The sequence below is a fragment of the Bacteroidota bacterium genome, assembly GCA_016711505.1.
GTDB lineage: Bacteria > Bacteroidota > Bacteroidia > AKYH767-A > 2013-40CM-41-45 > JADKIH01.
In genome coordinates, this window is the sequence record JADJSV010000004.1 from 58399 (window position 1) to 79924 (window position 21526).

The 21526-nt window shown below is 37.7% G+C and carries 15 protein-coding genes; 10 read left to right on the forward strand and 5 right to left on the reverse strand.

Features of this window, described 5'->3' with window-relative positions; all coding sequences use genetic code 11:
• Window positions 1-117: 117 nt before the first annotated feature.
• Both rpsA and IPL24_08340 read left to right on the forward strand, forming a co-directional pair.
• On the forward strand, window positions 118-1953 hold the full coding sequence (rpsA, locus tag IPL24_08335) for a 30S ribosomal protein S1 (GenBank protein MBK8363686.1): 1836 nt from the start codon (window positions 118-120) through the stop codon (window positions 1951-1953).
• Between the two features lie 196 nt (window positions 1954-2149).
• Window positions 2150-3625 (forward strand): aryl-sulfate sulfotransferase, encoded by a 1476-nt coding sequence (locus IPL24_08340; protein MBK8363687.1) that lies wholly within the window; start codon window positions 2150-2152, stop codon window positions 3623-3625.
• 4 nt (window positions 3626-3629) lie between these two features.
• Here IPL24_08340 and IPL24_08345 read toward each other — a convergent pair whose 3' ends face one another.
• Entirely contained in the window at window positions 3630-3935 is a 306-nt protein-coding gene (locus IPL24_08345) for a hypothetical protein (GenBank protein ID MBK8363688.1), read from the reverse strand.
• Window positions 3936-4207: 272 nt separating this feature from the next.
• Between IPL24_08345 and IPL24_08350 the strand changes: the two genes are divergently transcribed.
• From IPL24_08350 to IPL24_08375, 6 genes are all read left to right on the forward strand, one after another.
• Complete coding sequence (locus IPL24_08350; protein MBK8363689.1) at window positions 4208-4663, forward strand: hypothetical protein; 456 nt, start codon at window positions 4208-4210, stop codon at window positions 4661-4663.
• Between the two features lie 216 nt (window positions 4664-4879).
• Window positions 4880-5410 (forward strand): bifunctional pyr operon transcriptional regulator/uracil phosphoribosyltransferase PyrR, encoded by a 531-nt coding sequence (pyrR, locus tag IPL24_08355; protein ID MBK8363690.1) that lies wholly within the window; start codon window positions 4880-4882, stop codon window positions 5408-5410.
• Between the two features lie 31 nt (window positions 5411-5441).
• Window positions 5442-6359: an aspartate carbamoyltransferase catalytic subunit gene (locus IPL24_08360; GenBank protein MBK8363691.1), complete on the forward strand. Its 918-nt coding sequence runs from the start codon at window positions 5442-5444 to the stop codon at window positions 6357-6359.
• Window positions 6360-7417: 1058 nt separating this feature from the next.
• Window positions 7418-7789, forward strand: coding sequence for an STAS domain-containing protein (locus tag IPL24_08365; GenBank protein ID MBK8363692.1), 372 nt, complete (start codon window positions 7418-7420; stop codon window positions 7787-7789).
• A 65-nt stretch (window positions 7790-7854) separates the two neighbouring features.
• On the forward strand, window positions 7855-8544 hold the full coding sequence (locus tag IPL24_08370) for a T9SS type A sorting domain-containing protein (protein MBK8363693.1): 690 nt from the start codon (window positions 7855-7857) through the stop codon (window positions 8542-8544).
• Window positions 8544-9458 (forward strand): ribonuclease Z, encoded by a 915-nt coding sequence (locus IPL24_08375; protein MBK8363694.1) that lies wholly within the window; start codon window positions 8544-8546, stop codon window positions 9456-9458. Before IPL24_08370 ends, IPL24_08375 begins: the two co-directional genes overlap by 1 nt.
• A gap of 809 nt (window positions 9459-10267) precedes the next feature.
• On the opposite strand, the gene IPL24_08380 is transcribed toward IPL24_08375, so the two are convergent.
• The 4 genes from IPL24_08380 to IPL24_08395 form a co-directional block, all read right to left on the reverse strand.
• The gene (locus IPL24_08380; protein MBK8363695.1) at window positions 10268-11509 is read right to left on the reverse strand and encodes a response regulator; all 1242 of its coding nucleotides are present in this window, start codon (window positions 11507-11509) and stop codon (window positions 10268-10270) included.
• A 23-nt stretch (window positions 11510-11532) separates the two neighbouring features.
• On the reverse strand, window positions 11533-12783 hold the full coding sequence (locus tag IPL24_08385) for a tetratricopeptide repeat protein (protein ID MBK8363696.1): 1251 nt from the start codon (window positions 12781-12783) through the stop codon (window positions 11533-11535).
• Window positions 12784-12895: 112 nt separating this feature from the next.
• A complete protein-coding gene (locus IPL24_08390; GenBank protein MBK8363697.1) occupies window positions 12896-13912 on the reverse strand; it encodes a glycosyltransferase family 2 protein in 1017 nt (338 codons plus the stop codon).
• A gap of 75 nt (window positions 13913-13987) precedes the next feature.
• A complete protein-coding gene (locus IPL24_08395) occupies window positions 13988-15442 on the reverse strand; it encodes a GWxTD domain-containing protein (GenBank protein ID MBK8363698.1) in 1455 nt (484 codons plus the stop codon).
• Between the two features lie 185 nt (window positions 15443-15627).
• Here IPL24_08395 and IPL24_08400 point away from each other — a divergent pair, with 185 nt between their 5' ends.
• Window positions 15628-16806 (forward strand): glycosyltransferase, encoded by a 1179-nt coding sequence (locus IPL24_08400; protein MBK8363699.1) that lies wholly within the window; start codon window positions 15628-15630, stop codon window positions 16804-16806.
• 758 nt (window positions 16807-17564) lie between these two features.
• Window positions 17565-21215, forward strand: coding sequence for a fibronectin type III domain-containing protein (locus tag IPL24_08405; GenBank protein MBK8363700.1), 3651 nt, complete (start codon window positions 17565-17567; stop codon window positions 21213-21215).
• Window positions 21216-21526: the final 311 nt, after the last annotated feature.

The following is a 21526-nucleotide window of genomic DNA, read 5'->3' on the forward strand; positions in this document are numbered from 1 at the left end:
CAAGCTAATACCGTTAAAAAGATTCTCTTACGGACTTTTTTCGTTTGATTCTTTTTGATACATTTGCGTCCCTATAAAAAAGAACCGAAATCAAACCCTTATAACATTAAAATTTAAATGATTACAGAAGAAATCACTAATCCCGCACCGGCCTATAATCCGGAGCCATTTAACTGGGATTCCACAAGCAACAAAGGTGCTGGGGAATATTCAGCGGAAGAGCGTACTAAAATGGAACAACAGTACGACCAAACTCTTAGTGCCGTTGTAGAACACGACATCGTTGATGGTAAAGTTGTATCTATTTCATCAAAAGATGTTCTGATCAACATTGGCTACAAATCCGACGGATTAGTGGCATTAACTGAATTCCGCCATATGCCTGACATTAAAGTTGGGGATAAAGTGGAAGTTTATGTTGAAACACAGGAAGACAAAAATGGTCAGTTGATCCTTTCACACAAGAAAGCCCGCGCTCTTAAATCTTGGGATCGTGTTAATGCTGCTCTTGAAGGTGATGAGATCATTCAGGGATTTGTTAAATGTCGTACTAAAGGTGGACTTATCGTGGATGTATTCGGTATCGAAGCATTCTTACCGGGTTCACAGATCGATGTTAAACCTATCCGTGACTACGATCAGTTTGTAGGAAAAACAATGGAGTTCAAAGTTGTTAAGATCAACAATGAATTCAAAAACGTTGTTGTTTCTCACAAGGTTCTTATCGAAGAAGAATTAGAACAACAAAAAGCAGAGATCATGAAGAAACTTGAAAAAGGTCAGGTTCTTGAAGGTACTGTTAAAAATATCACATCGTATGGTGTGTTCATGGATCTTGGTGGTGTTGATGGTTTACTTCACATTACTGATATCTCTTGGGGTCGTATCACTCATCCTGAAGAAGTTCTTAAACTTGATCAGAAGATCAATGTCGTTATCCTTGACTTTGATGATGAGAAAAAACGTATCGCTCTTGGTTTAAAACAACTTACTCCGCATCCTTGGACGCAGCTTAGCACTGACCTTAACGTTGGTGATAAAGTAAAAGGTAAAGTTGTTGTTATCGCTGATTACGGTGCATTCGTTGAGATCGCTCCGGGAGTTGAAGGACTTATTCACGTTTCTGAAATGTCATGGTCACAACACTTACGTTCACCACATGAATTCCTTAAAGTAGGTGATGAGATCGAAGCTGTTGTTTTGACACTTGATCGTGAAGAGCGTAAAATGTCTCTTGGACTTAAGCAATTGAAAGCAGATCCTTGGATCGATGTTGCTACTAAATATCCTGTTGGTTCTAAACATACAGCTACAGTGAAAAACTTCCAGAACTTTGGAGTATTCGTTGAGCTGGAAGAAGGAATCGATGGTCTTGTACATATCTCTGATTTATCATGGAGCAAGAAAATTAAACACCCTTCTGAATTCACGAAAGTAGGAGAGAAGATGGATGTTGTAGTTCTTGAAGTTGATCCTGAAAATCGTCGTTTGAGTTTAGGTCACAAACAACTTGAAGAAAATCCTTGGGATGTATTCGAATCAATCTTTACAGTTGATTCAGTTCATGAAGGTACCGTTCTTAAGATGGGAGAAAAAGGTGCATCTGTTGCTTTATCATATGGTGTTGAAGCATTCGCTCCAAGCAAGCATATGGTGAAAGAAGATGGTAAAATGCTTAAAGCTGATGAGAAAGCTGACTTCAAAGTAATTGAATTCAGTAAAGATCAACGTAAGATCGTTGTTTCTCACTCACGTATTCACGAAGAAGTTTCTCAACAAACACGTGTTGCAGAAGGATCAGCAAAAGCTGCTGACCGTGAAGAAGGTGTTAAAGCAGTTAAGAAAGTAAAAGAAAATCAGGAGAAAACTACTCTTGGAGATCTAAGCGTTCTTAGCAACCTTAAAAATGAAATGGAAGCTGCAGAAAAGAAAAAAGGCGATAGCGCTGAATAATATTTTCTGATCGTGATTCGGGATTCGAATCGATACAATTTAGAAAGCCGTCCACATTGGACGGCTTTTTTATTTCCAGATTGTTATTCAACTTTCATCAGTTTAAAAAGTACTTTATTTTGCGAGTGATTTTTTAATTTATATATTTAGTGAATGGAAATAATTTTAAAATAGAAATAATATGAAATTTTTGGTAATGATTTTTCTTATTATGTTCATTGGGAATTCTGTTTCTGCACAAAGTACATTCCAAAATGAGTACGGGGATAGTTTCGATCACGGAAATTTTAAATCAATTGTAAGCGACTCTTCAGGTTTTTTGATTGCCGGAGCTAAATTGCTTTTAATTCCGAATATAGTGCCAATTGCAGTTAAGACAGATCTTGAAGGAAGAATATTATGGCAAAGAAACTTTGGAGATTCAACTTCAAGATTCGGTTTAGCATCCTGCACAAAAATGACCAATGGAACTTATATGTTAACTGCATTTGATCAGATTTTACAGAATACCCATTTGTATAATCTGGATGCCTCAGGTAATATAATTTTTCAGAATCAAATCGTAAATTGTCATGTTCTAAATTTTTTTGAAGTGAATCCAAATGAAATAGTATTTGCCGGATATCTTCCTTCAGGATTTTCAATTATTGCAGTGGACTCTTCTCTACTTACCATTTGGGCCAAGACTTATGGCGTGTCCGAATCTGCAAGTGCTTATCGAATTTCTCTTTCAAATGACGGTGGTTTTATAATTCTATATTCTCTTCCTTCAACTGGTTTTGACCTCATGACAAAAATAGATAGTGCCGGAAATCTTGTATGGGTAAAGAGATTTAGTAATATAAATTATTCACAGGGTTTTATGACCGAAACAACCAATGGGGATCTGTATTTAGTTTCAACATGGGATTCAATTTCTTCATCTGGTGTCAGAATAAAAAAATTGGATAGCGCTGGAAATTTAATCTGGTCTGAGGATCTGTCCGGTAATTATAACCATGAAATTTTCAGTAGCTCGATCTCAACACCTGAAGGTGGCTGTTTGATTTTAGGATATGTTAGGAATGTAAATACGACATTTGAAACATTGGTGATCAAGGTTGATTCAACCGGTAACATTGTTTGGTCTCAAACTTTGGGAGGTTTTAGTGATATGTCTAACCCTGTCCAGATAATAAAGACAACTGATAGTGCTTATGCTTTACTTTGTAATACATTTGGTAGAGGACATATTTTATTTAAAATGGATTCTCTTGGATTTGCTGGTTGCCCGGGCACACCTTATCCAATGACAGTTCAACCTTTCGCAACATCAATAACTGATGATTCATTAAGTACAGATACGACTTCAATTCAATTTTTAAATATTTCTGTACCATTCGATACTACCAGTTTGACCATGAATCAGATTTGTTTTGCGAATACAGTTGACGAAATAAATTCGCACTCTTTAACTATTTTTCCCTCTCCTTTTAAAGATAAAATAACCATACAGGATACAAAGAGAGATGGACAAATTAAGGTGTATGATCTAGCCGGAAGAATTTTCATTGACCGGAGAACTTTGTCAGGTGAAACAGAATTAAATACTTCATTTCTTGGCAAAGGTTTTTATGTGATCCGTTATGATGAACAAGGCAGAACCTATTTTGCTAAAGCGATCAAATATTAAATTACTAATAGATCTTCTGCTTCTTCATCTCCCTATCCGTACGTTTCGCATCGCGGTTCAATTTTACTCTTTCTTTACGTGGTAGCGCAGCTTGTTTATTTAAACGTTTCTTTTCACGTTGCAGTTTTCTTTCTTTAGCCTTCTGTCTGCGCGCTTCTCTTCTGTTTATTTCTCCGGCAGTTTTACCATTCTGAATTTCTTTATTCTGCTGAACCGGTTTGTCATTAGGTACCGGAGTAGGATTCTGAGCATGTGAAGCAATAAATGCCAAAAGAGCCAGAATTGTAAGTTTTATTTTTAAAGTTTTCATAGTTGGGGTGTTTGTTACAAGGAAACAGAAAATGTGCCACTGCTTTTAATTTAACTAATAACTAATAACTAATAACTAATAACTGGCCTCGTAGAAAAGCATTCCAAATATGAAAATTGTTTCCTACGAAGTCCACTTTTCACTTTTCACTTTTCACTTTTCACTTTTCACTTCCTTCACTTCATTCCACTTCATTTCACTCCATTCCACTTCATTTAATTCTTTGTTATTATTACATTTGGCTTAACAAAGAAAACACTCACCATAAAAAAATGGACAAACTAAACCTGCTCACAACAAAATTCCCCGAACTCATCAGAAGCGCTGATCCAAATGTGAAGCCTGTCTTTGGCAAAATGAATTTACAGCAAATGGTCGAACACATGAGTGACGCAGTGCGCAATGCGAATGGAAAACTTTCATTTGAATTGCTTACTCCGCCGGAGAGAGTGGAAGCAATGCAATCTTTTGTTCGTAGTGAAAAAGAGTTCAAGCCCAATACTAAAAATGTTTTACTTGGCGAAGAACCCGAGCCTGTGAAAAATAAAGATTTATCATTTGCCATTGAAGAATATGAAATGGAAATTAAAGATTTTCAGAATTACTTTGCAAAGGATCCCAATGCAGTATTAATGAATCCATTTTTCGGTCCACTTAATTTCAGTGATTGGTGTGACTTGTTGTATAAACATGCGGTGCATCATTTGAAGCAATTTAATCTCGTCTAGTCATGAGGTCAAAGGTAAAGTAGAAGGTCAAAGGTCAAGGGTCAAAGGTCAATTGCGTTGTAGGATAATGCGCATTTTGATTCAGAGAAAATTGCATATTCACTTTCAATGTGACCCTTGACCTTTTACCCTTGACCTACTGTCAAAAGAGTTGCTGCTCGCCAACAATCAACTCCTTGCCAGATTCCAACATTTAACCTACTTTTGGTTCCCGGAATGCAAAAACGACTGCTTTTAAACAGTACTGATTTTGAGATTACGATCAAGCGATTGTGTTATCAATTGATCGAAAATCATGACGATTTCGGTGATTCGGCACTTATTGGACTTCAGCCAAGAGGTGTTTTTGTCGCTTCCCGGATCCACCATCACCTTTCTTCTATCTTAAATATCCGGAATATCTGTCTGGGTCAGCTCGATATTACCTTTTATCGCGACGATTTCCGCAAACGTGAAATATCAGCTCCTGCCGAAACAAAGATCGATTTCGAAGTGGAAAATAAGACCGTGATCCTGATCGATGATGTGCTCTTTACAGGACGGACGATCCGCGCCGGAATGGATGCATTGCTTGATCTGGGGCGTCCGAAAAAAGTTGAACTCCTGACCTTAATTGACAGAAGATACAGCCGTCATCTTCCTATCGCACCTGATTATACCGGAATACAAGTTGATACAATTGCAACAGAAAAAGTGAAAGTTCAGTGGAAAGAGATCGATGGCGAAGATTCGGTCTGGTTAATATAAATGATTGTCTGAAAAATAAAACTAAAGGAATATGTCACTGCTAAGCACGCCACATTTAATTGGAATAAAAGGATTGTCCCGTGCCGACATTGATCTTATTTTTTCTACAGCCGACAACTTCAAGGAAGTCCTCAACCGCCCCATCAAAAAAGTTCCTTCGCTCAGAGACCTTACCATTGCCAATTTGTTTTTTGAAAATTCAACCCGTACCCGTTTATCATTTGAACTTGCAGAGAAAAGATTATCTGCCGACATTATTAATTTCTCTGCATCGTCATCATCAGTCAGCAAAGGTGAAACACTGATCGATACAGTCAACAATATTCTCGCTATGAAAACGGATATGGTTGTCATGCGACATCCCAATGCCGGAGCAGCGCTGTTTCTTTCAAAGCATGTTAAATCAAAGATCATCAATGCCGGTGATGGTGCGCACGAACATCCGACTCAAGCCTTACTCGATGCATTTTCAATCAGAGGAAAAGTCGGTGATCTGGGAGGCAAAAAAGTAGATATCATGGGTGACATTCTGCATTCACGCGTTGCTCTGTCAAACATTTTCTGTCTGCAGAAACTAGGAGCGGAGGTAATGGTCTGCGGACCGGCAACCTTGATCCCTAAATACATTTCATCACTAGGTGTTAAAGTAGAAACCGACCTGCGCAAGGCCCTTGAATGGTGCGACGTTGCCAACATGCTCCGCATCCAGTTGGAGCGTCAGGACATCAGATATTTTCCGACCATCCGTGAGTATGTAATGCAATACGGACTTACCAAAGAGATTCTCAATTCCCTGAAGAAGGAGATCATCGTCATGCACCCCGGCCCAATTAACCGCGGCGTAGAGATCACCAGCGAAGTTGCAGATTCATCACAGTCAATCATACTTGAACAGGTGGAGAATGGGGTGGCTATTCGGATGGCGGTGATCTATCTGCTGGCGTCGTGAAATATGTGTTTTTTTACTATAGACTTACTCTTAAACTTACTCTTAAACTAAATTTATTTCTACTCTAATTTTTTACTCTAATTTTACAATTGATCATATGGTCATAGGTCAAGTTTGCATTTATTGATTCGATGAGTACTTCACTTTTTTTACCTACAATTTGCGGTGTCCTTTAAAAAAAAACTCCTTCCGTAATTTATTGATCCATTTAATATTTGTCTAACATCATATTAATCTATTTGAATTGAAATTAGCCCCATCGGGGCGACCTGTTTGTAGGGAAGGGATGAAAGTTTCGATTAGCCCCATCGGGGCGACCTGTTTGTAGGAATGGAATGAGTAACGATTAGCCCCATCGGGGCGACCTGTTTGTAGAAATGGAATGAGTGTAACGATTAGCCCCGTAGGGGCGACCTGTGAATTAAAAATGGTCGTCTCCTATGAAATTCAAAATCACGCATAATTTTTATTCATTTGATTTTAAATTCACATGTACCGCATCTCACAGGTCGCCCCTACGGGGCTTGGGTCTATTTCTAAATCACGGCTAACGGTCCCCTCGGTTGGTCTTCAATTCAGGCTACAACGGCCCCTACGGGGCTTGGGTCTATTTCTAATTCACAGCTACAAACTGGTCGCCCCTATGGGGCTTGGGTCTGTTCCTAATTCATGGCTACAAACAGGTCGCCCCTACAGGGCTTTGGGTCTGTTCCTAATTCACACCTGCAAAAAGGTTGAACCTACGGGGCTTTGGGTATTATTTCTAATTCACATCTGCAAACAGGTTGCATTTGCAGGACTAACAAAACCTGTAATCCTTTAATCCAAGTCTAAATCCTAATTAATTCCTTAATCCCTTTAAACCTAGTCCAAATCCTATTAATCCATTATTCCCTTTAATCCTGGTCCAAATCCTACTAATCCATCAATCCTTTTAATCCTAGTCCAATCCTATTAATCTTAATTAACAATTTCATCATTTTTGATTGTTGAAAATTATTGTCCACTTGTTTTCTTTACGGTTTTTTAGTCGTAAATTTGAAGAAACTCAAACGATTATGAATTTAACTATTGATAAACAAGAGAAGTATGCTTTGGTTTCTATCAAGGAATCAAAACTGACTTCATTAGTAGCGCCGGATCTGAAAGCTGAAATTGTAATGCTGAATCACGATGGTTTCAAGAATATGATCTTTGATCTGAATGAGGTTCAATATTGCGATTCATCAGGACTAAGCGCAATCTTAGTTGCTTATCGTGCTTGTCGTGATAATAATGGCGCTTTCGTACTTGCCGGTGTTCAGGATCACGTTCGTAAACTGATCTCCATTTCTCAACTCGATGGAATGTTAGTGCAGGTTCCAACAGTTAATGAAGCTATCGATCTTATCTTTATGGATGAAGTCGAAAAACAACTTCATAAAGAATAGTGCTATGAAAAAATCTACTTGATGATTGCAATTTGTATTGCATTCGTTAGTGCTTCATCAGCACAATGTATCCCGATACTTCAATAACTCACAATGTTCCTGGTATTTATCCGGATACTCTTATTGGTTTGCCTCATTCATATGTTGGCGTCCCTTACCAGGCTGATATCCAAGTGAAAGTATTTACTAATACCACTTATATGGGAGTGCCGGCAACTATTGATTCTATAATAGTCACTTCCGTCGCCGGATTACCTCCAGGTTTTGTTTACTCTTGTACGCCTTCTAACTGTCTGTTTCCCGGAGGTTCGGACGCTTGTATTCTATTAAGCGGATCGGCGCCATCAGCGGGCATTGTTGGTGCATATCCATTGACCGTAAATACGACTGTCTATGGAAAAGTCTTTGGTGTACCACAAAGTATCCCACAACCTATTACATCATATACTATTTACATCGAAAACAATGTAGGTATTTCTGCAGTTTCGAATTTGTCCTTTTTAGTTGGACAAAATGTTCCAAATCCTGCTTCAGAGAATACGTTGATTCCGGTAAATCTGCCACACAGTTCATTAGTACATTACACTGTTTCTAATTTGTTAGGTAAAAAAGTAATTGCACGAGAGTTGATTCTTCAGAAGGGTAGTAATACAATTCCTCTGAATCTGCAGGAACTTCCTGCAGGGATCTATCTTTATACGATCACCTACGGAGAACAGTCTCTTACCCGCCGAATGATCGTTTCTGAAAACTAATGGTTTTTGAAGTCAGTATCTTAGGCAGTAGTTCTGCCACTCCTATATATCAAAGACATCCCACCGCTCAGGTTTTAAATATCCATGAGCGGTTTTTTTTGGTGGATTGCGGAGAAGGTACACTGATCCAGTTGAATCGCTACAAGATCAAATTTCATCGCATCAATCACATTTTCATTTCGCATCTGCACGGCGATCATTACCTCGGTTTGTTAGGATTGCTTTCTACCATGCATCTGCAAGGCAGAACCATTCCCATGCATCTGTACTGCCAGGAACCGCTGAAAGAGATCATCGAAATTCAGTTGAAGTATTCTGAAACCAATTTACGTTTCCCTATCGTCTATCACATGCTGGATGCAAAGAATCCGGCAGTCATTTTCGACGACGACGATATTGAAATAAGTACGATCATTCTCAATCACAGAATTCCCTGCACCGGATTTTTATTCAAAGAAAAACCGCGCTTGAGAAAATTGCAAAAAGAGAACTTGCAGAAATTCAATATTCCTATTCATGTGTATCAGGAATTAAAGAATGGAAAAGATTATGTCGATGAAAATGGAGTAGTGATAGCAAACTCAGAATTAACAACCGATCCCAAAATCCCTCGTTCATATGCATTTTGTTCTGATACTTGTTATGACGAACGAATCATTCCTTTCGTAAATGAGATCGACCTGCTTTACCATGAAGCAACTTTTCTAAGCGATAAAGAAGACCGCGCAAAAGAAACTTTTCATTCTACTGCAGCACAGGCGGCGACCATTGCAAAAAAAGCAAAAGTGAAGCGGTTGATCATTGGGCATTTTTCGGCGAGGTATAAAAACCTATATCCACTTTTAGATGAAGCAAAAGAGGTTTTTTCGGAGACGACGTTGGCGATGGAGGGTGATGTTTTTTCAATAAGCTAGTGGTTGGATAAACAACTTGAAACTTACTCTTAAACTATTTTAGTAAGTAGTAATTAGTGAGTGGTAAGTAGCACTTTTACCATGAGTTCAAGATGTTTCTTTTATGAATCTGTTAATGCAACAGTAAATCCTATAAACCCAAAGTTCCTTCCAGGATGACCATTGTCGGCTATACATTATGCACGAGGGGAAAACATTTATGCGGCCCGGCATAAATGTTTTTCCCCCGATACAAAACAACCACACTGTCATCCTGGAAGGACCTTTTCGGTTTCTAAGCGAGGTCGTCTCATAGAACTTAATAATTTTTAATTAAAAAATGAAAAAAGATCTCTTGATAGGAAAATAATTCCATTATACTCGTCATCAGTACTACTGAAAGAAATTAATCTTAATGTAGAATCAGTAACCCTCGGATTTTATATCCTTATGCTTTCAAATAATGATAATAATATCTTGAATAAAAAAGTTTTGATCTCAAGAGGAAGATTATAATATTAATTTCAACGATGAAACTGTAAAGCTTAGAAACCGAAAAGGTCCTTCCAGGACGACCATAGTCGCTATACATTATGCACAAGGTGAAAAAAAATTATGCAGGCCCGCATAATTTTTTTTCACCTTTGTGCATATAAAACAAACTGACATGTCATCCTGGAAGGACCTTTTCGGTTTCTAAGCAAGGTCGTCTCATAGAACTTAATATTTCTAATGGGAAGAATATCTTGAATAAAAAAGTTTTGATCTCAAGATGATAAAAAATAATTAGTAGCAGAAAAGTTTAGTAATTCATAGTACTCTCATTCAAACTACTTTGTATTCAAAGACCTTATCTTCTTCCTTTCAACATCAAGATCACGTAAGGCGATTTTTATACCTTCCCGGAATTCGGAAAATAAGCGAGGTATCAAATCCAAATGTTCCCGATCACGTGCATACTCCTCAATGTTGGTGATGATCTTTTTCAATTCACTCAACTCAAAAATTGCAACACTTGATTTTATTTTATGCGCCACAGCATGAACTTCTTTCCAGTTCGATGTTAAAAGGGCTGCTTCGATTTTTTGAATTGCTTCAGGAGCTTGCTTATGGAAAATTTCAATTAACTGTACAGCCAGGTCCATATCGCCGCCGGTGAATTTATCCAGAAACTCCAGATTCATTCCGGGCTCTTTGAAACGAGAGGCAGGACTTTCAATTTTACCTTGCTCTTTTCTCGGACCGGGTTGAACATATTTCAGAAGAACAGAAAATAATTCTTCGGGAGTGTATGGCTTTACAACATAATCATCCATGCCGGCTTCTTTTGCTTTCGCCTTTTCTTTTTCTGAAGCATCTGCCGTAATTGCGATAACAGGAACGTTTCGCATTTCCTTGCGGAGGCGGAGGCGTATCTCTCTGGTAATTTCGTAACCATCCATTTCCGGCATCTGAATATCCATCAAGATCACATCGTATGTATTCACACGAAGTTTATCCAATGCATTTCTTCCGTTATATGATGTATCCAGATTTTCAAAGCCGAATTTCTTCAGCATGTTTTTTATCAGAAGCTGATTTACTTTGTTGTCTTCTACGATCAATACCGCTACATGCGAATAATCACCAGGCTGGATCTCTTCCAGACGCTGAATATTCTCAGGAGCAACTTCATTTCTTCCAAGTCTGAACGATAAGTCAACGGAAAATTCCGAACCTTCGTTCACACGACTCTTCACTGTAATACTTCCGCCTTGTAATTCTACCAATTGCTTTACAATCGTCAATCCAAGTCCGGTTCCTTCGTATCTTCTTTTATTATTATCGGCCTGCTCGAAACTTTCGAAAATTGTTGTCAGCTTATTATCAGGAATACCAATTCCGGTATCAGTTACTTTCATTCTTATTCTGCAAACGTTGTCCTTTTGTTCCAGTAAACGGATGTCCAGACTAACTTTACCTTTGTCAGTAAACTTCAATGAATTTCCAAGTAAGTTCACCAGGATCTGATTCAATCGGATAGGGTCACCAACTAATTTATCTTTCAGATTATAATCGATCGTACAACCCAATTGAATTTTTTTCTCATCGGCTTTTACCTGCAGGATCTGAATAATTCCTTTGATGAGATTTCTGAAATGAAATTCATCTTTGCCGACAATTTTATTGCATCAATGTATTCCGACTGCTCACGAGTTGGGTCTGTCTTGCTAAGCAAATGCGCCATTCCCAGAACTCCGTTCATTGGAGTTCTGATCTCATGACTGACATTTGCCAGAAACTGTTCCTTCAGTTTATCTGAAAGTTCTGCGATCTCTTTTTGTTTCTTCAACTCTTCGAGATCGTATTTTATATGCAGCGCTTTTGTTTTTAAACTGATCTCTTCCGAAGTCAGTTTTTTATCAAGCTCAAAATATTTTTTGTAGTGATTGAAAGCTGCTTCAGTATTTCCTATTTTCTCATAAGCAGTTGACAAAAATTGATGGATCTTTATCAATTGCGCTTCCATCGGTGAACTTTCTGCAATCTCCAGAGCTTTGTTCAAAACTTCAATTGCCTTGTCATATTGCGTCAGATCAATGTAAAGATTACCAAGACTTTTTTTAAGCTGTGCAGTAACAATAGGAGAGGCTCCTTCATTAGCAACACGAAGTGCGTCATTGAAATAATTCAACGACTTATCATATTCTTTAAGCTTCGTATATAATATGGCAAGACTACCAAGTGTCTTAGCTTTTACATCAACATCAGGAACCTGATCGATCTGATTTCCGGCGCGCAATAAATAGTAGAGCGCTTTGTCATAATCGTCGAGCCAGTTGAAAGCATTTCCCAAAAGGAAAAAAGAATTTACCATTTCAGTTTTATTCTTTAAGCCTTCAAAGATCTTTAAGGCTTTCTTGAAATGGTCTACGGCATTATCATAATCCTGCAGGTAGATATATAATTTTCCTAACTCATTATAGCAATGTGCAATTCCTTCTGAGTCGCCAATGTCTGTGTTGATCTTGAGACTTTGCAGAATATAATTTAATGCACTCGGACAATCTCCCAGTTTGAAATAAATGGAACTGATCTCTGTTAAACAGTTCAATTCGCTCTGGCGATCATCGAGATCCCGGAAAAATAATATCGCTTCATTAAAAGCGCTGATGGATTGTTTGTAATTTTTGTTGATCAGAAAACAGCTGGCTTTTTCCTGAATGATAGCAGCCATGCCTGTTTTATAATTTGCTTGCTGGGCAATAGAAAGGGCGTCTTCAAGCAAAGACATTGCCTGATTAACATTGCGGCTCCGTAAGACACGTGCCCGTTGAATTAAAATATCTACACTTTCTATGGCCATACTAAAAAATCAGGTCTTTTTTGACGCTGAAATCCATTCTAATTATAGTGATTGATGACTAAAATGTTATGACTAATAGTCCCAATTTCTTACAGTAAAAAACCTCCAATGATCAATCGTTTTTAGGGAGAGCAGTAAACTTCTTGCGGTTGCAAAGATAATAATCCCACAACAGGCTACGTTTATAAATTGTTAAAGGTCTTGTCTTTGGCGGCCTTTGGAGGGTTTTATCAGAATAATTGACCCTCATTTTTCTAAAATCCCTATGTGCTTTCATTACGGCCAGGGCATCTTCCTTTCCATTTGTGATCAGAAACTTTATTGCTGCAATCAGGTCAAAAAACCTCCTTTTTAGGAGAATTGAAGAACGTTTTTCGCCGGCGTTTTTGTAGATCATTAAAAGATTGTTCCTGAAATTCAGATAGGTCTTTCTAGGATTATTTTTAGCCAATGTCCCGCCACCAACATGGTAAACAGTTGATTGCCCGCAATAGTAGACTGAAAACCCATTTAGCTGCATTCTCCAGCAAAGATCAATTTCTTCCATATGTGCAAAGAACTGCTCGTCAAGCCCCCCAAGTTGGTTATAAACGTCGGCCCGGACAAACATACATGCTCCTGTAGCCCAGAAAACAGGGATACTGTCATCATATTGATGAGTGTCGATTTCAATATCATTGAAGATCCGGCCACGACAAAAGGGGTAACCGAGATGGTCAATAAATCCACCACCGGCACCGGCATATTCGAAACGGTCTTTATTATGATAGCTTAGAACTTTCGGTTGACAAGCACCTATTGTTTTATCTGCATCCATCATTGCAATGATGGGCTCAATCCAATTCGGAGTTACTTCCACATCGCTATTGAGTAAAACAAAATACTCCGCAGAAACATATTTCAAAGCTTCATTGTAACCTCCTGTAAATCCTTTGTTAGTGGCATTTCTTATTATTCTGACAGAGGGAAACTGAGCGTTTAAAACTTCAATCGAATTGTCAGTACTGCCGTTATCCGCAACAATCACTTCAGCCATTGGTCCGCTATGACGAATTACACTTGGTAAAAACTCTTGTAATAATTTACTGCCATTCCAATTGAGAATGACTACGGCAACTTTTGGCGTCATAATTGAATTCCTGCAGACATGGTCTGACCGGGAATGGGGTAAAAATAAGAGAAAAATCTGATGCTTCCCTCCAAGCTAGTTTTTAAAGTTCTCTTTAGACTGATTACCAAAATTGCTAGGGTATTGTTTCTGATCCATGTCAGGTAAAAACTGATCTTTTCTCCTTAACACAAGTTCCCATCGATCGTTTTGAAGTTCAGTATTCAAATCGGAATGAAGAAGCTTATAGTTCCTTGAAACCATGTCGGGTGAGTAAAAGACAAATTTCTTATTCGTCTGATGCCCGATTTTATAGTAGTGCCAGATTTCATATGGATAAGACTCAGGATCATTTGTAACCACAATTGGTTCCGTTGACGGTGGTCCGTATTGAAGATAAACCCGGCCACGATCAGTCTGATATCCATAAGAGTTCAAACCTGCATACGCATTGTTCACCTTCAAAACCTGTAACATATATTCTTCCCATGCTTTTTGCGGATTCAGTGCATTTTGTTTACTCCAGAAATAGTAAAGGTATCTCTGCATTGACTTTACATCTCTTAATTCCATCTGATTGGTTTGAATATTAACTTCAGGAGCCGTGGAAATTGGGTAAAGTACATCAATCAGATAAACTAATGTGTCAGGATTTGTAATGTTGGATACAAATGTATTTGTGATATCGATGTTGTCGAAATCTTTCGTTACAACAGGTTGGCGGATCTGATTTGATCTCTGAAAAAACATGTGTGAAAAGGCGAGCAGCTTATTTTCTTTACTGATTACTTCAACATTCACATCGTAATTTCCACTTGGTAAATTTTCGATAGGAAATTCTGCAAGTACGACATTGACTTTTTTCGCAGTTTGTTTTTTCAAAAGAAAAAGATCATCAAGAATTCTGTCATTATTACTATTTGTGACATAATATCGTACGATGAAAGGATCGTTGTTTGTACTTAATGTATTATAAATTTCAGCATAAAATCTAAGTTTATTTATAGAACTCGGATAAAAATTTCCGGCAAGTGGAATAAGATCATATCCGTTTTTACTATATAAATTCGTTGTAACAGTAGGGGAGAATGATTCCAGCAATACTATATCTGATACCATAACTTTGTCTTTGCTGTAATCAATTTTTATCTCCTGACTAACAACATTCTCTTTATTAACCGAATTAAAATCTTTTAATGTAAGTTCAACGGTGTATATACCGTTCGGCAAATTTATACGTTGCTGATTAATGAAATCCGGAATCACGGAATCATTCGGATCGATTTCTGGACTGAGTAAATTATATTTTTCAAAATGAACGATTTTTTCGCCCGATTTGAAGATCCATTGCACTTCAATCTTGCTCTGAAGTTTTCCTGTAGGCAATTCTGCAAGTTTGGAACTCCCGCCCAAAACTTTCAAATAGGTTTCGAGATATGGAGAACCTTCAGGATTATCGAATGTTCCATAGCCCATAAAAGCAGACAGTTGTGCATGGCTGAATTGAAACGCTGAAAATGAAATAAATAGGAAGGTAAATAACTTTTTCATCATGTATTAATTAGAGGTCAGCTTTCATTAACTTTGTTTGCAGACTAATGCTAAAATTACATAAAAATCATCGCCCACAAAAGTAGTATTCATCAATTGAGGAAGTTTAACAATCAAATGACAAAGACTTGTGCAAGTGAATTTAATTGTGCTTTTTTGAGCTAAAATCTGCTAAAAAGCACCCCTTGGCTATTTCAATGATTTCCGTAATTCTGTTTGTAGTTTTTAGTCTGAGCGTTCTTATCGTTTTCTATTCCTATGTCTTATTTCCATTGCTCTTAAATATTCTTGCTAAAGGCAAATCGTTCCATTTCGGGAATGCAGTTCAACCGGAAGGAGTATCCGTCCTGATCTCAGCATACAATGAAGAAAGCGTTATAAGAGAAAAAATAAGATCAGTTCTGGATTCTGATTATCCTTCCGATAAAATAGAAATTCTCATCGGTTCTGATTGTTCCAATGATCGGACAGTTGAGATAGTGAATGAAATCATTTCAAATGAAAGCAGGATTCAACTTTTTAATTTCAGTGTCAGGCGCGGAAAGCCCAGCGTTATAAATGAACTGGTTGACAAAGCAAAATTCCCGCTTATTATTCTGACTGATGCAAATGTTTATTTTGAAAAAAATACGATTGCTCATCTCTTCCGGCATTTCGCTGAAAAGTCTGTCGGACTCGTTGGAGCAAATATTCTGAATGTAGGAATGCGGCACGATGGAATATCTATGCAGGAAAAATCATATATCCAGAGAGAAAATCTGATCAAGTATAATGAAGGTTTACTCTGGGGCACAATGATGGGACCCTTTGGAGGTTGTTATATGATCCGGAAAGATCTATATGAACCTGTACCTGCTGATTCAATGGTCGATGATTTTTATATTTCAATGAAAATACTTGAGAAAGGTTTCAAATGCAGAAATGAACTGAAAGCGATTTGTTATGAAGATGTTCCTAACGAAATGAAAATTGAATTTCGCCGCAAAGCAAGGATCTCATCAGGAAATTTTCAAAACCTATCGCGATTCCGTAGCTTCCTGTTGAATCCATTCACTATTGCGGGTTTTTGTTTTATTAGTCATAAATTAATTCGCTGGATAACTCCATTATTCCTTATTATTTCACTGATCAGTTTATTCTTTTTAATTCCAATCGGAAATATTTTTCTTATTCTGTTTATCGGAGAAATTCTTTTGCTGCTTTCGCCTCTGCTGGATGTTATTCTGAAAAAACTAGGTATGCATTTCAAATTTATCCGATTCATTGCCTATTTCTCATATATGAATCTTGCTTTGATCAAAGGATATTTTGATTTTAAGAGAGGGATTAAGAGTGGGGTGTGGGTTCCGACTAAACGAAATTAAAAATAAAACACTAAGGTCACTAAAATTTATCACAAGAGCACAAGTGATGTGTTCTTGTGACGAATTTTAGTGATCTTAGTGTTAAAAAAAATCGAAGCCGTAATGTTTAAATAAATTACGCAACTAATCTTAATAATCATGCATAATAACCGATTTTAATATCGGATAATAAATACAAACCATTACATAAATAATTCCCTATTTAATTGAGAATATTTTTTTCGGATAATTTTTGTGGCAAATCTTTCACAGAAAAATTGAAACGATTTCAAACTTGTTTTTAAATACTGTATATATTTTTTTATTTTAAATTTTGCGATTCGAAAATTTTCTTATTTTGTTCATGGAAAAATTATCAGATGCTCCAGAAGTCCTCTGTTTACAGGGTTTCTCGGCTTCTGATTTAATTTTTTTCTGTTGGAAATCCGCTTAGGATTTTGGGGAAAAGGTGAATTTTTGCAGGTCGAAATACGGAAAAACACAGATTGATTGCAGCGTTTTTTAGCTTGAATTCGGGGCTTAAGTATTGGTATTCAGAAGGTGGCACAGAATTTTGGTTTTTATAAATAGCAGTTCTCAATTTAGTGCCTAAAATGAAGGGTTTGATAAATCCATTTTTACTCCTGAATTGTTTGCGTATTTGCACAAGTAATTAATTCGGGTTGAAAAATATTAGATGAAATAGAACTGCGTTTATCATCTAATAAAATTAGTTTGCTACTAAGATTTCAACCGGCAACCAATAAAATAAAAAGACAATGAAAAAAAATCTTACTCTGCGCTTGATCTTGATGATCCAAGTATTTTTGTTTTTGAATATTACTTTAAATTTTGCACAAGCCGGGAGAAGCTCTGCTTACCTGACCGAAAATTCCATATCATCTAATTCTGCTACCCTTAACTGGAACGCTATTCCAAATGCTACAGAATACACTATTCGTTACAGGCAGGTTGGAAGTACAGACTGGTTAACAACTACTACAATTTTAACTTCAACATTTATTGAAAATCTGAATAGTGATGCTGAGTATGAATATCAGGTCAGCGCTAATTCAAATGGTGGTCTGGCTGCTTATTCAACATCTGAATTTTTTCATACTAACGGTTCTTGCAGAACTCCTGAAAATCTTACCGCAGTTTCAATGAGTGCAACAAGTGTTCAGTTAAACTGGAGCCCGCAACAGGGTGTTAGTTACTATAAATTTAAATACAGAGTTGTAGGTTCAAACTCATGGACAAATGATTCTTCCATTACTAATTCGAAAGTTATTTCAGGATTGACACCGTCAGCTTCTTATCAATATCAGGTACAGACGAAGTGTAATTCATCAGATCAAAGTGCATGGAGTGCGAAGGTTTCTTTCACGAGTGCAGCTAATGCAACTTGTGCTGCTCCTACAGGAATTTCAACATCATTGATTGGATCAACAAATGCAACAATCAACTGGAGCCCTGTTCAAGGTGCTGTTAATTATTCAATTCAATATGCCCGTACAGGTTCTAATTCATGGACAACTGAAACTGTTTCTTCAACATCGGCATCTGTTTCAGGATTAGATCCGGCATCATCATATGATTATAGAATTCAGGCAGTGGGTTATGGTGCAGCGAGTTCATATTCAAATCATTCCTCTTTCGTTACTCTTGCGGCTGCTTGCAGTACACCAACAATGTTATCAGTAACTACCATTACTGCAACAAGTGCCCGATTAAACTGGGGTGTTGTTTCAGGTGCAAATAGTTATACTGTCCGGTATAGAAAATCAGGTACCAATTCATGGACAACTACTTCTTCTACTACCAATTCAAAAGATATCTCTTCACTTACTCAGAATTCAGTGTATGAATTTCAAGTAAGAACCGTCTGCAGCGGGTCGTCGAGTTCATATGCAAGTTCAGTTACTTTTACTACAGCAGGTGTAAATTGCAATACTCCTGATGTTTATTATTTCGGTACTATTAATAAGACAAGTTCTTCAGCAACTATTTACTGGACTCCGATTTCAGGAGCTGCCGGTTATAATGTGCGATATAAAGTCTATAATACAACGAATGCATGGATCAATCTTGCTGCTACATCTGCTACTCTGAATCTGACAGGTTTATCAGCAAATACAAAATATGAATTCCAGGTGCAAACAATTTGCTCCGGTGGAACCAGTGCCTTTTCTGCAAGTGGTGTATTTACTACTTCTACATTCTCTTGTGGAGTTCCTTCAACATCAACATTCAATGTATCTTCTATAACTACGAGCGGTGCAACAATTCAGTGGACTGCTGTAAGTGGTTCTAATGGTTACAATGTTCAATACAGAATTAATGGTTCAAGCACATGGACGATCGTAACTACACTTTCAAATTCGAAAGCGCTTACAGGATTGTCATCAGCTACCGCTTATCAATATCAGGTACAAACAATTTGTTCAGGCGGAAATAGCGCCTATTCAGCAACTGCAACATTTACAACTTCAGGAGCTACTTGTGCAGTGCCGGATGTAAATCAGTTTACTTCAACTAATAAAACTGCAAGTTCTTGCACTGTAGGTTGGAAGAATATCAGTGGAAATTCAGGATATAATGTTCAATACAGAATCCGTTATTCCGGTTCTGCATGGACGACAGTTAATGCTACAACTAATTCAAAAAGTCTGACAGGTTTATCTGCTTCAACGTGGTATGAGTTTCAGGTGCAAACAATTTGTTCAGGAGGAACCGGTGCCTTTTCTGCTTCAGGAATCTTTACTACAACATCATCCAGCAGCGCATGTGCAATTCCATCGGGCCTTATAGTTGTAAGTGCTGGTGCAAATACAGCTTCTATTGATTGGGCAAGTGCAAGTGGAGCTACGTCATACAATGTACGGTATAAAAAAACGAACTCTTCTTCATGGATAGTTGAACCATCCTCAAATTCTTCAGAAACATTAACAGGTTTAAGTTCAGGCTCTGAATATGAATTTCAAGTTCAGACTATCTGCTCTGCAGGTACCGGGTCTTATTCCGGTTCTGCTATATTCATGACAACAACAGGAACAAGTGCTTGCGGAATTCCGGAAGGACTGACTGTTTCAGGAATTACAACTTCAGCTGCTTCACTTGAATGGGATGCTGTTAGTTCAGCTACATCTTATAATATCAGATACAAGCAAACAAATTCTTCTACCTGGATCAATGCAACATCTTCAAATTTAACTGAAGGAATTACTTCTTTATCACCGGGATCAGCATATGAATTCCAGGTACAGTCTGTATGTGCAGCCGGTGCAAGTACATGGAGTGCCTCTTCAGTATTCTCAACTTTATCAAACGGCGGGACCTCAGCATTACCTGTCCCTGATCACGTTGTAATTGTTGTTTTTGAAAATCATTCATACTCTCAGATCATAGGAAACTCTGCAGCACCGCATATCAATGCCTTTGCTCAGGAAGCAAATACAACTGTGTTTACTGAATCATATGGTATAACTCATCCAAGTCAGCCAAACTGGTTGCATTTATTCTCAGGAAGTAATCAGGGTGTAACTAATAATGTGAAGCCTTCATCGAAATTCAATACAATGAATTTAGCTGCTGCAGTTCTGCAGGCAGGACTTACATTCAAGTCGTATGCAGATGGAATGCCAAGTACCGGTTATGATGGTGATGTAAGCGGAACGTATCAGAGAAAACATAACCCGGTTGCAAACTGGGTGGGTACAGGAACAAATCAGGTTCCTGCATCTTTGAATCTTCCGTTCACTTCTTTCCCTACAGATTATTCAACTCTTCCTACAGTATCGTTTGTTTGTCCTGATATGAATCACAGTATGCATGATGGTAGTGGAAATTCTGCTATCACTGTTGGTGACAACTGGTTCTATTCAAAAATATATCCTTATGTACAGTGGGCGAAAACACATAACAGTTTATTGATCTTCACATTCGACGAAGATAACAGTGCAAGTGGAAACAGGATCCCGACTATTTTCGCAGGACAAATGGTAACTCAAGGTCAGGTCTCAACAGGTATCACGCATCATAATGTATTGAGAACAATTGAAGACATGTATGGATTAGCACATTCAGGAAATGCAGCAAATGTATCTCCGATTCACGGATGTTGGGTCAATGGTTTCAGAGTTGCTAAGCCTGCTAAGGTTGAAGAAACTTTCAAACTTGAATTGTTCCCGAATCCTGTTATCAGTGAACTGAACATCAATTACACGCTGACCGATAAATCAGATGTAGAGATCCGCATCCTTGATGTAACAGGTAAGTTGATCAAAGAAGATCTTACTCCGGCACAGGTAGCAGGAAACTACGAGATCGTTATTCCTGTAGATGCAATGCATATCAGTAAAGGAATCTATTTTGTTGAAATGACTATCAACGAAACCCGCATCGTCAAGCGGATAGTTGTTGGAGAATAAATTGCGATTTGCTTAATATATAAAAAGCGGGTAGGAGAGGAGTTCTTTTCTTACCCGCTTTTTTTTATGGAGATGGTTTGTAATAAGCAATTAAACACAAGAACACTAAGATCACAAAAGATCACGGAATGGCATCCGTGCACTTTTGTGATCTTAGTGCCCTTGTGTTAACTTTTTTTATCCGTGTTCTTATTGTAAGGTCACGGACTCAAAAAATAAAACACAGAGAACACGGAGAAAAAAAGGGAGAAAAAAAGAGTAGTTCTTATTTCTCCTTTTTCTCCCTTTTTTTCTCCATGCCCTCCGTGTTT

What these genes read in the sequence shown, in the direction of transcription:
- rpsA (MBK8363686.1), top strand. Translation starts at nt 118, where the DNA reads ATGATTACAGAAGAAATCACTAATCCCGCACCGGCCTATAATCCGGAG.
- IPL24_08390 (MBK8363697.1), bottom strand. Translation starts at nt 13,912, where the DNA reads ATGACGCCAAAAGTTGCCGTAGTCATTCTCAATTGGAATGGCAGTAAA.
- IPL24_08395 (MBK8363698.1), bottom strand. Translation starts at nt 15,442, where the DNA reads ATGAAAAAGTTATTTACCTTCCTATTTATTTCATTTTCAGCGTTTCAA.
- IPL24_08350 (MBK8363689.1), top strand. Translation starts at nt 4,208, where the DNA reads ATGGACAAACTAAACCTGCTCACAACAAAATTCCCCGAACTCATCAGA.
- IPL24_08375 (MBK8363694.1), top strand. Translation starts at nt 8,544, where the DNA reads ATGGTTTTTGAAGTCAGTATCTTAGGCAGTAGTTCTGCCACTCCTATA.
- IPL24_08385 (MBK8363696.1), bottom strand. Translation starts at nt 12,783, where the DNA reads ATGGCCATAGAAAGTGTAGATATTTTAATTCAACGGGCACGTGTCTTA.
- IPL24_08345 (MBK8363688.1), bottom strand. Translation starts at nt 3,935, where the DNA reads ATGAAAACTTTAAAAATAAAACTTACAATTCTGGCTCTTTTGGCATTT.
- IPL24_08370 (MBK8363693.1), top strand. Translation starts at nt 7,855, where the DNA reads ATGTATCCCGATACTTCAATAACTCACAATGTTCCTGGTATTTATCCG.
- IPL24_08405 (MBK8363700.1), top strand. Translation starts at nt 17,565, where the DNA reads ATGAAAAAAAATCTTACTCTGCGCTTGATCTTGATGATCCAAGTATTT.
- IPL24_08360 (MBK8363691.1), top strand. Translation starts at nt 5,442, where the DNA reads ATGTCACTGCTAAGCACGCCACATTTAATTGGAATAAAAGGATTGTCC.
- IPL24_08340 (MBK8363687.1), top strand. Translation starts at nt 2,150, where the DNA reads ATGATTTTTCTTATTATGTTCATTGGGAATTCTGTTTCTGCACAAAGT.
- pyrR (MBK8363690.1), top strand. Translation starts at nt 4,880, where the DNA reads ATGCAAAAACGACTGCTTTTAAACAGTACTGATTTTGAGATTACGATC.
- IPL24_08365 (MBK8363692.1), top strand. Translation starts at nt 7,418, where the DNA reads ATGAATTTAACTATTGATAAACAAGAGAAGTATGCTTTGGTTTCTATC.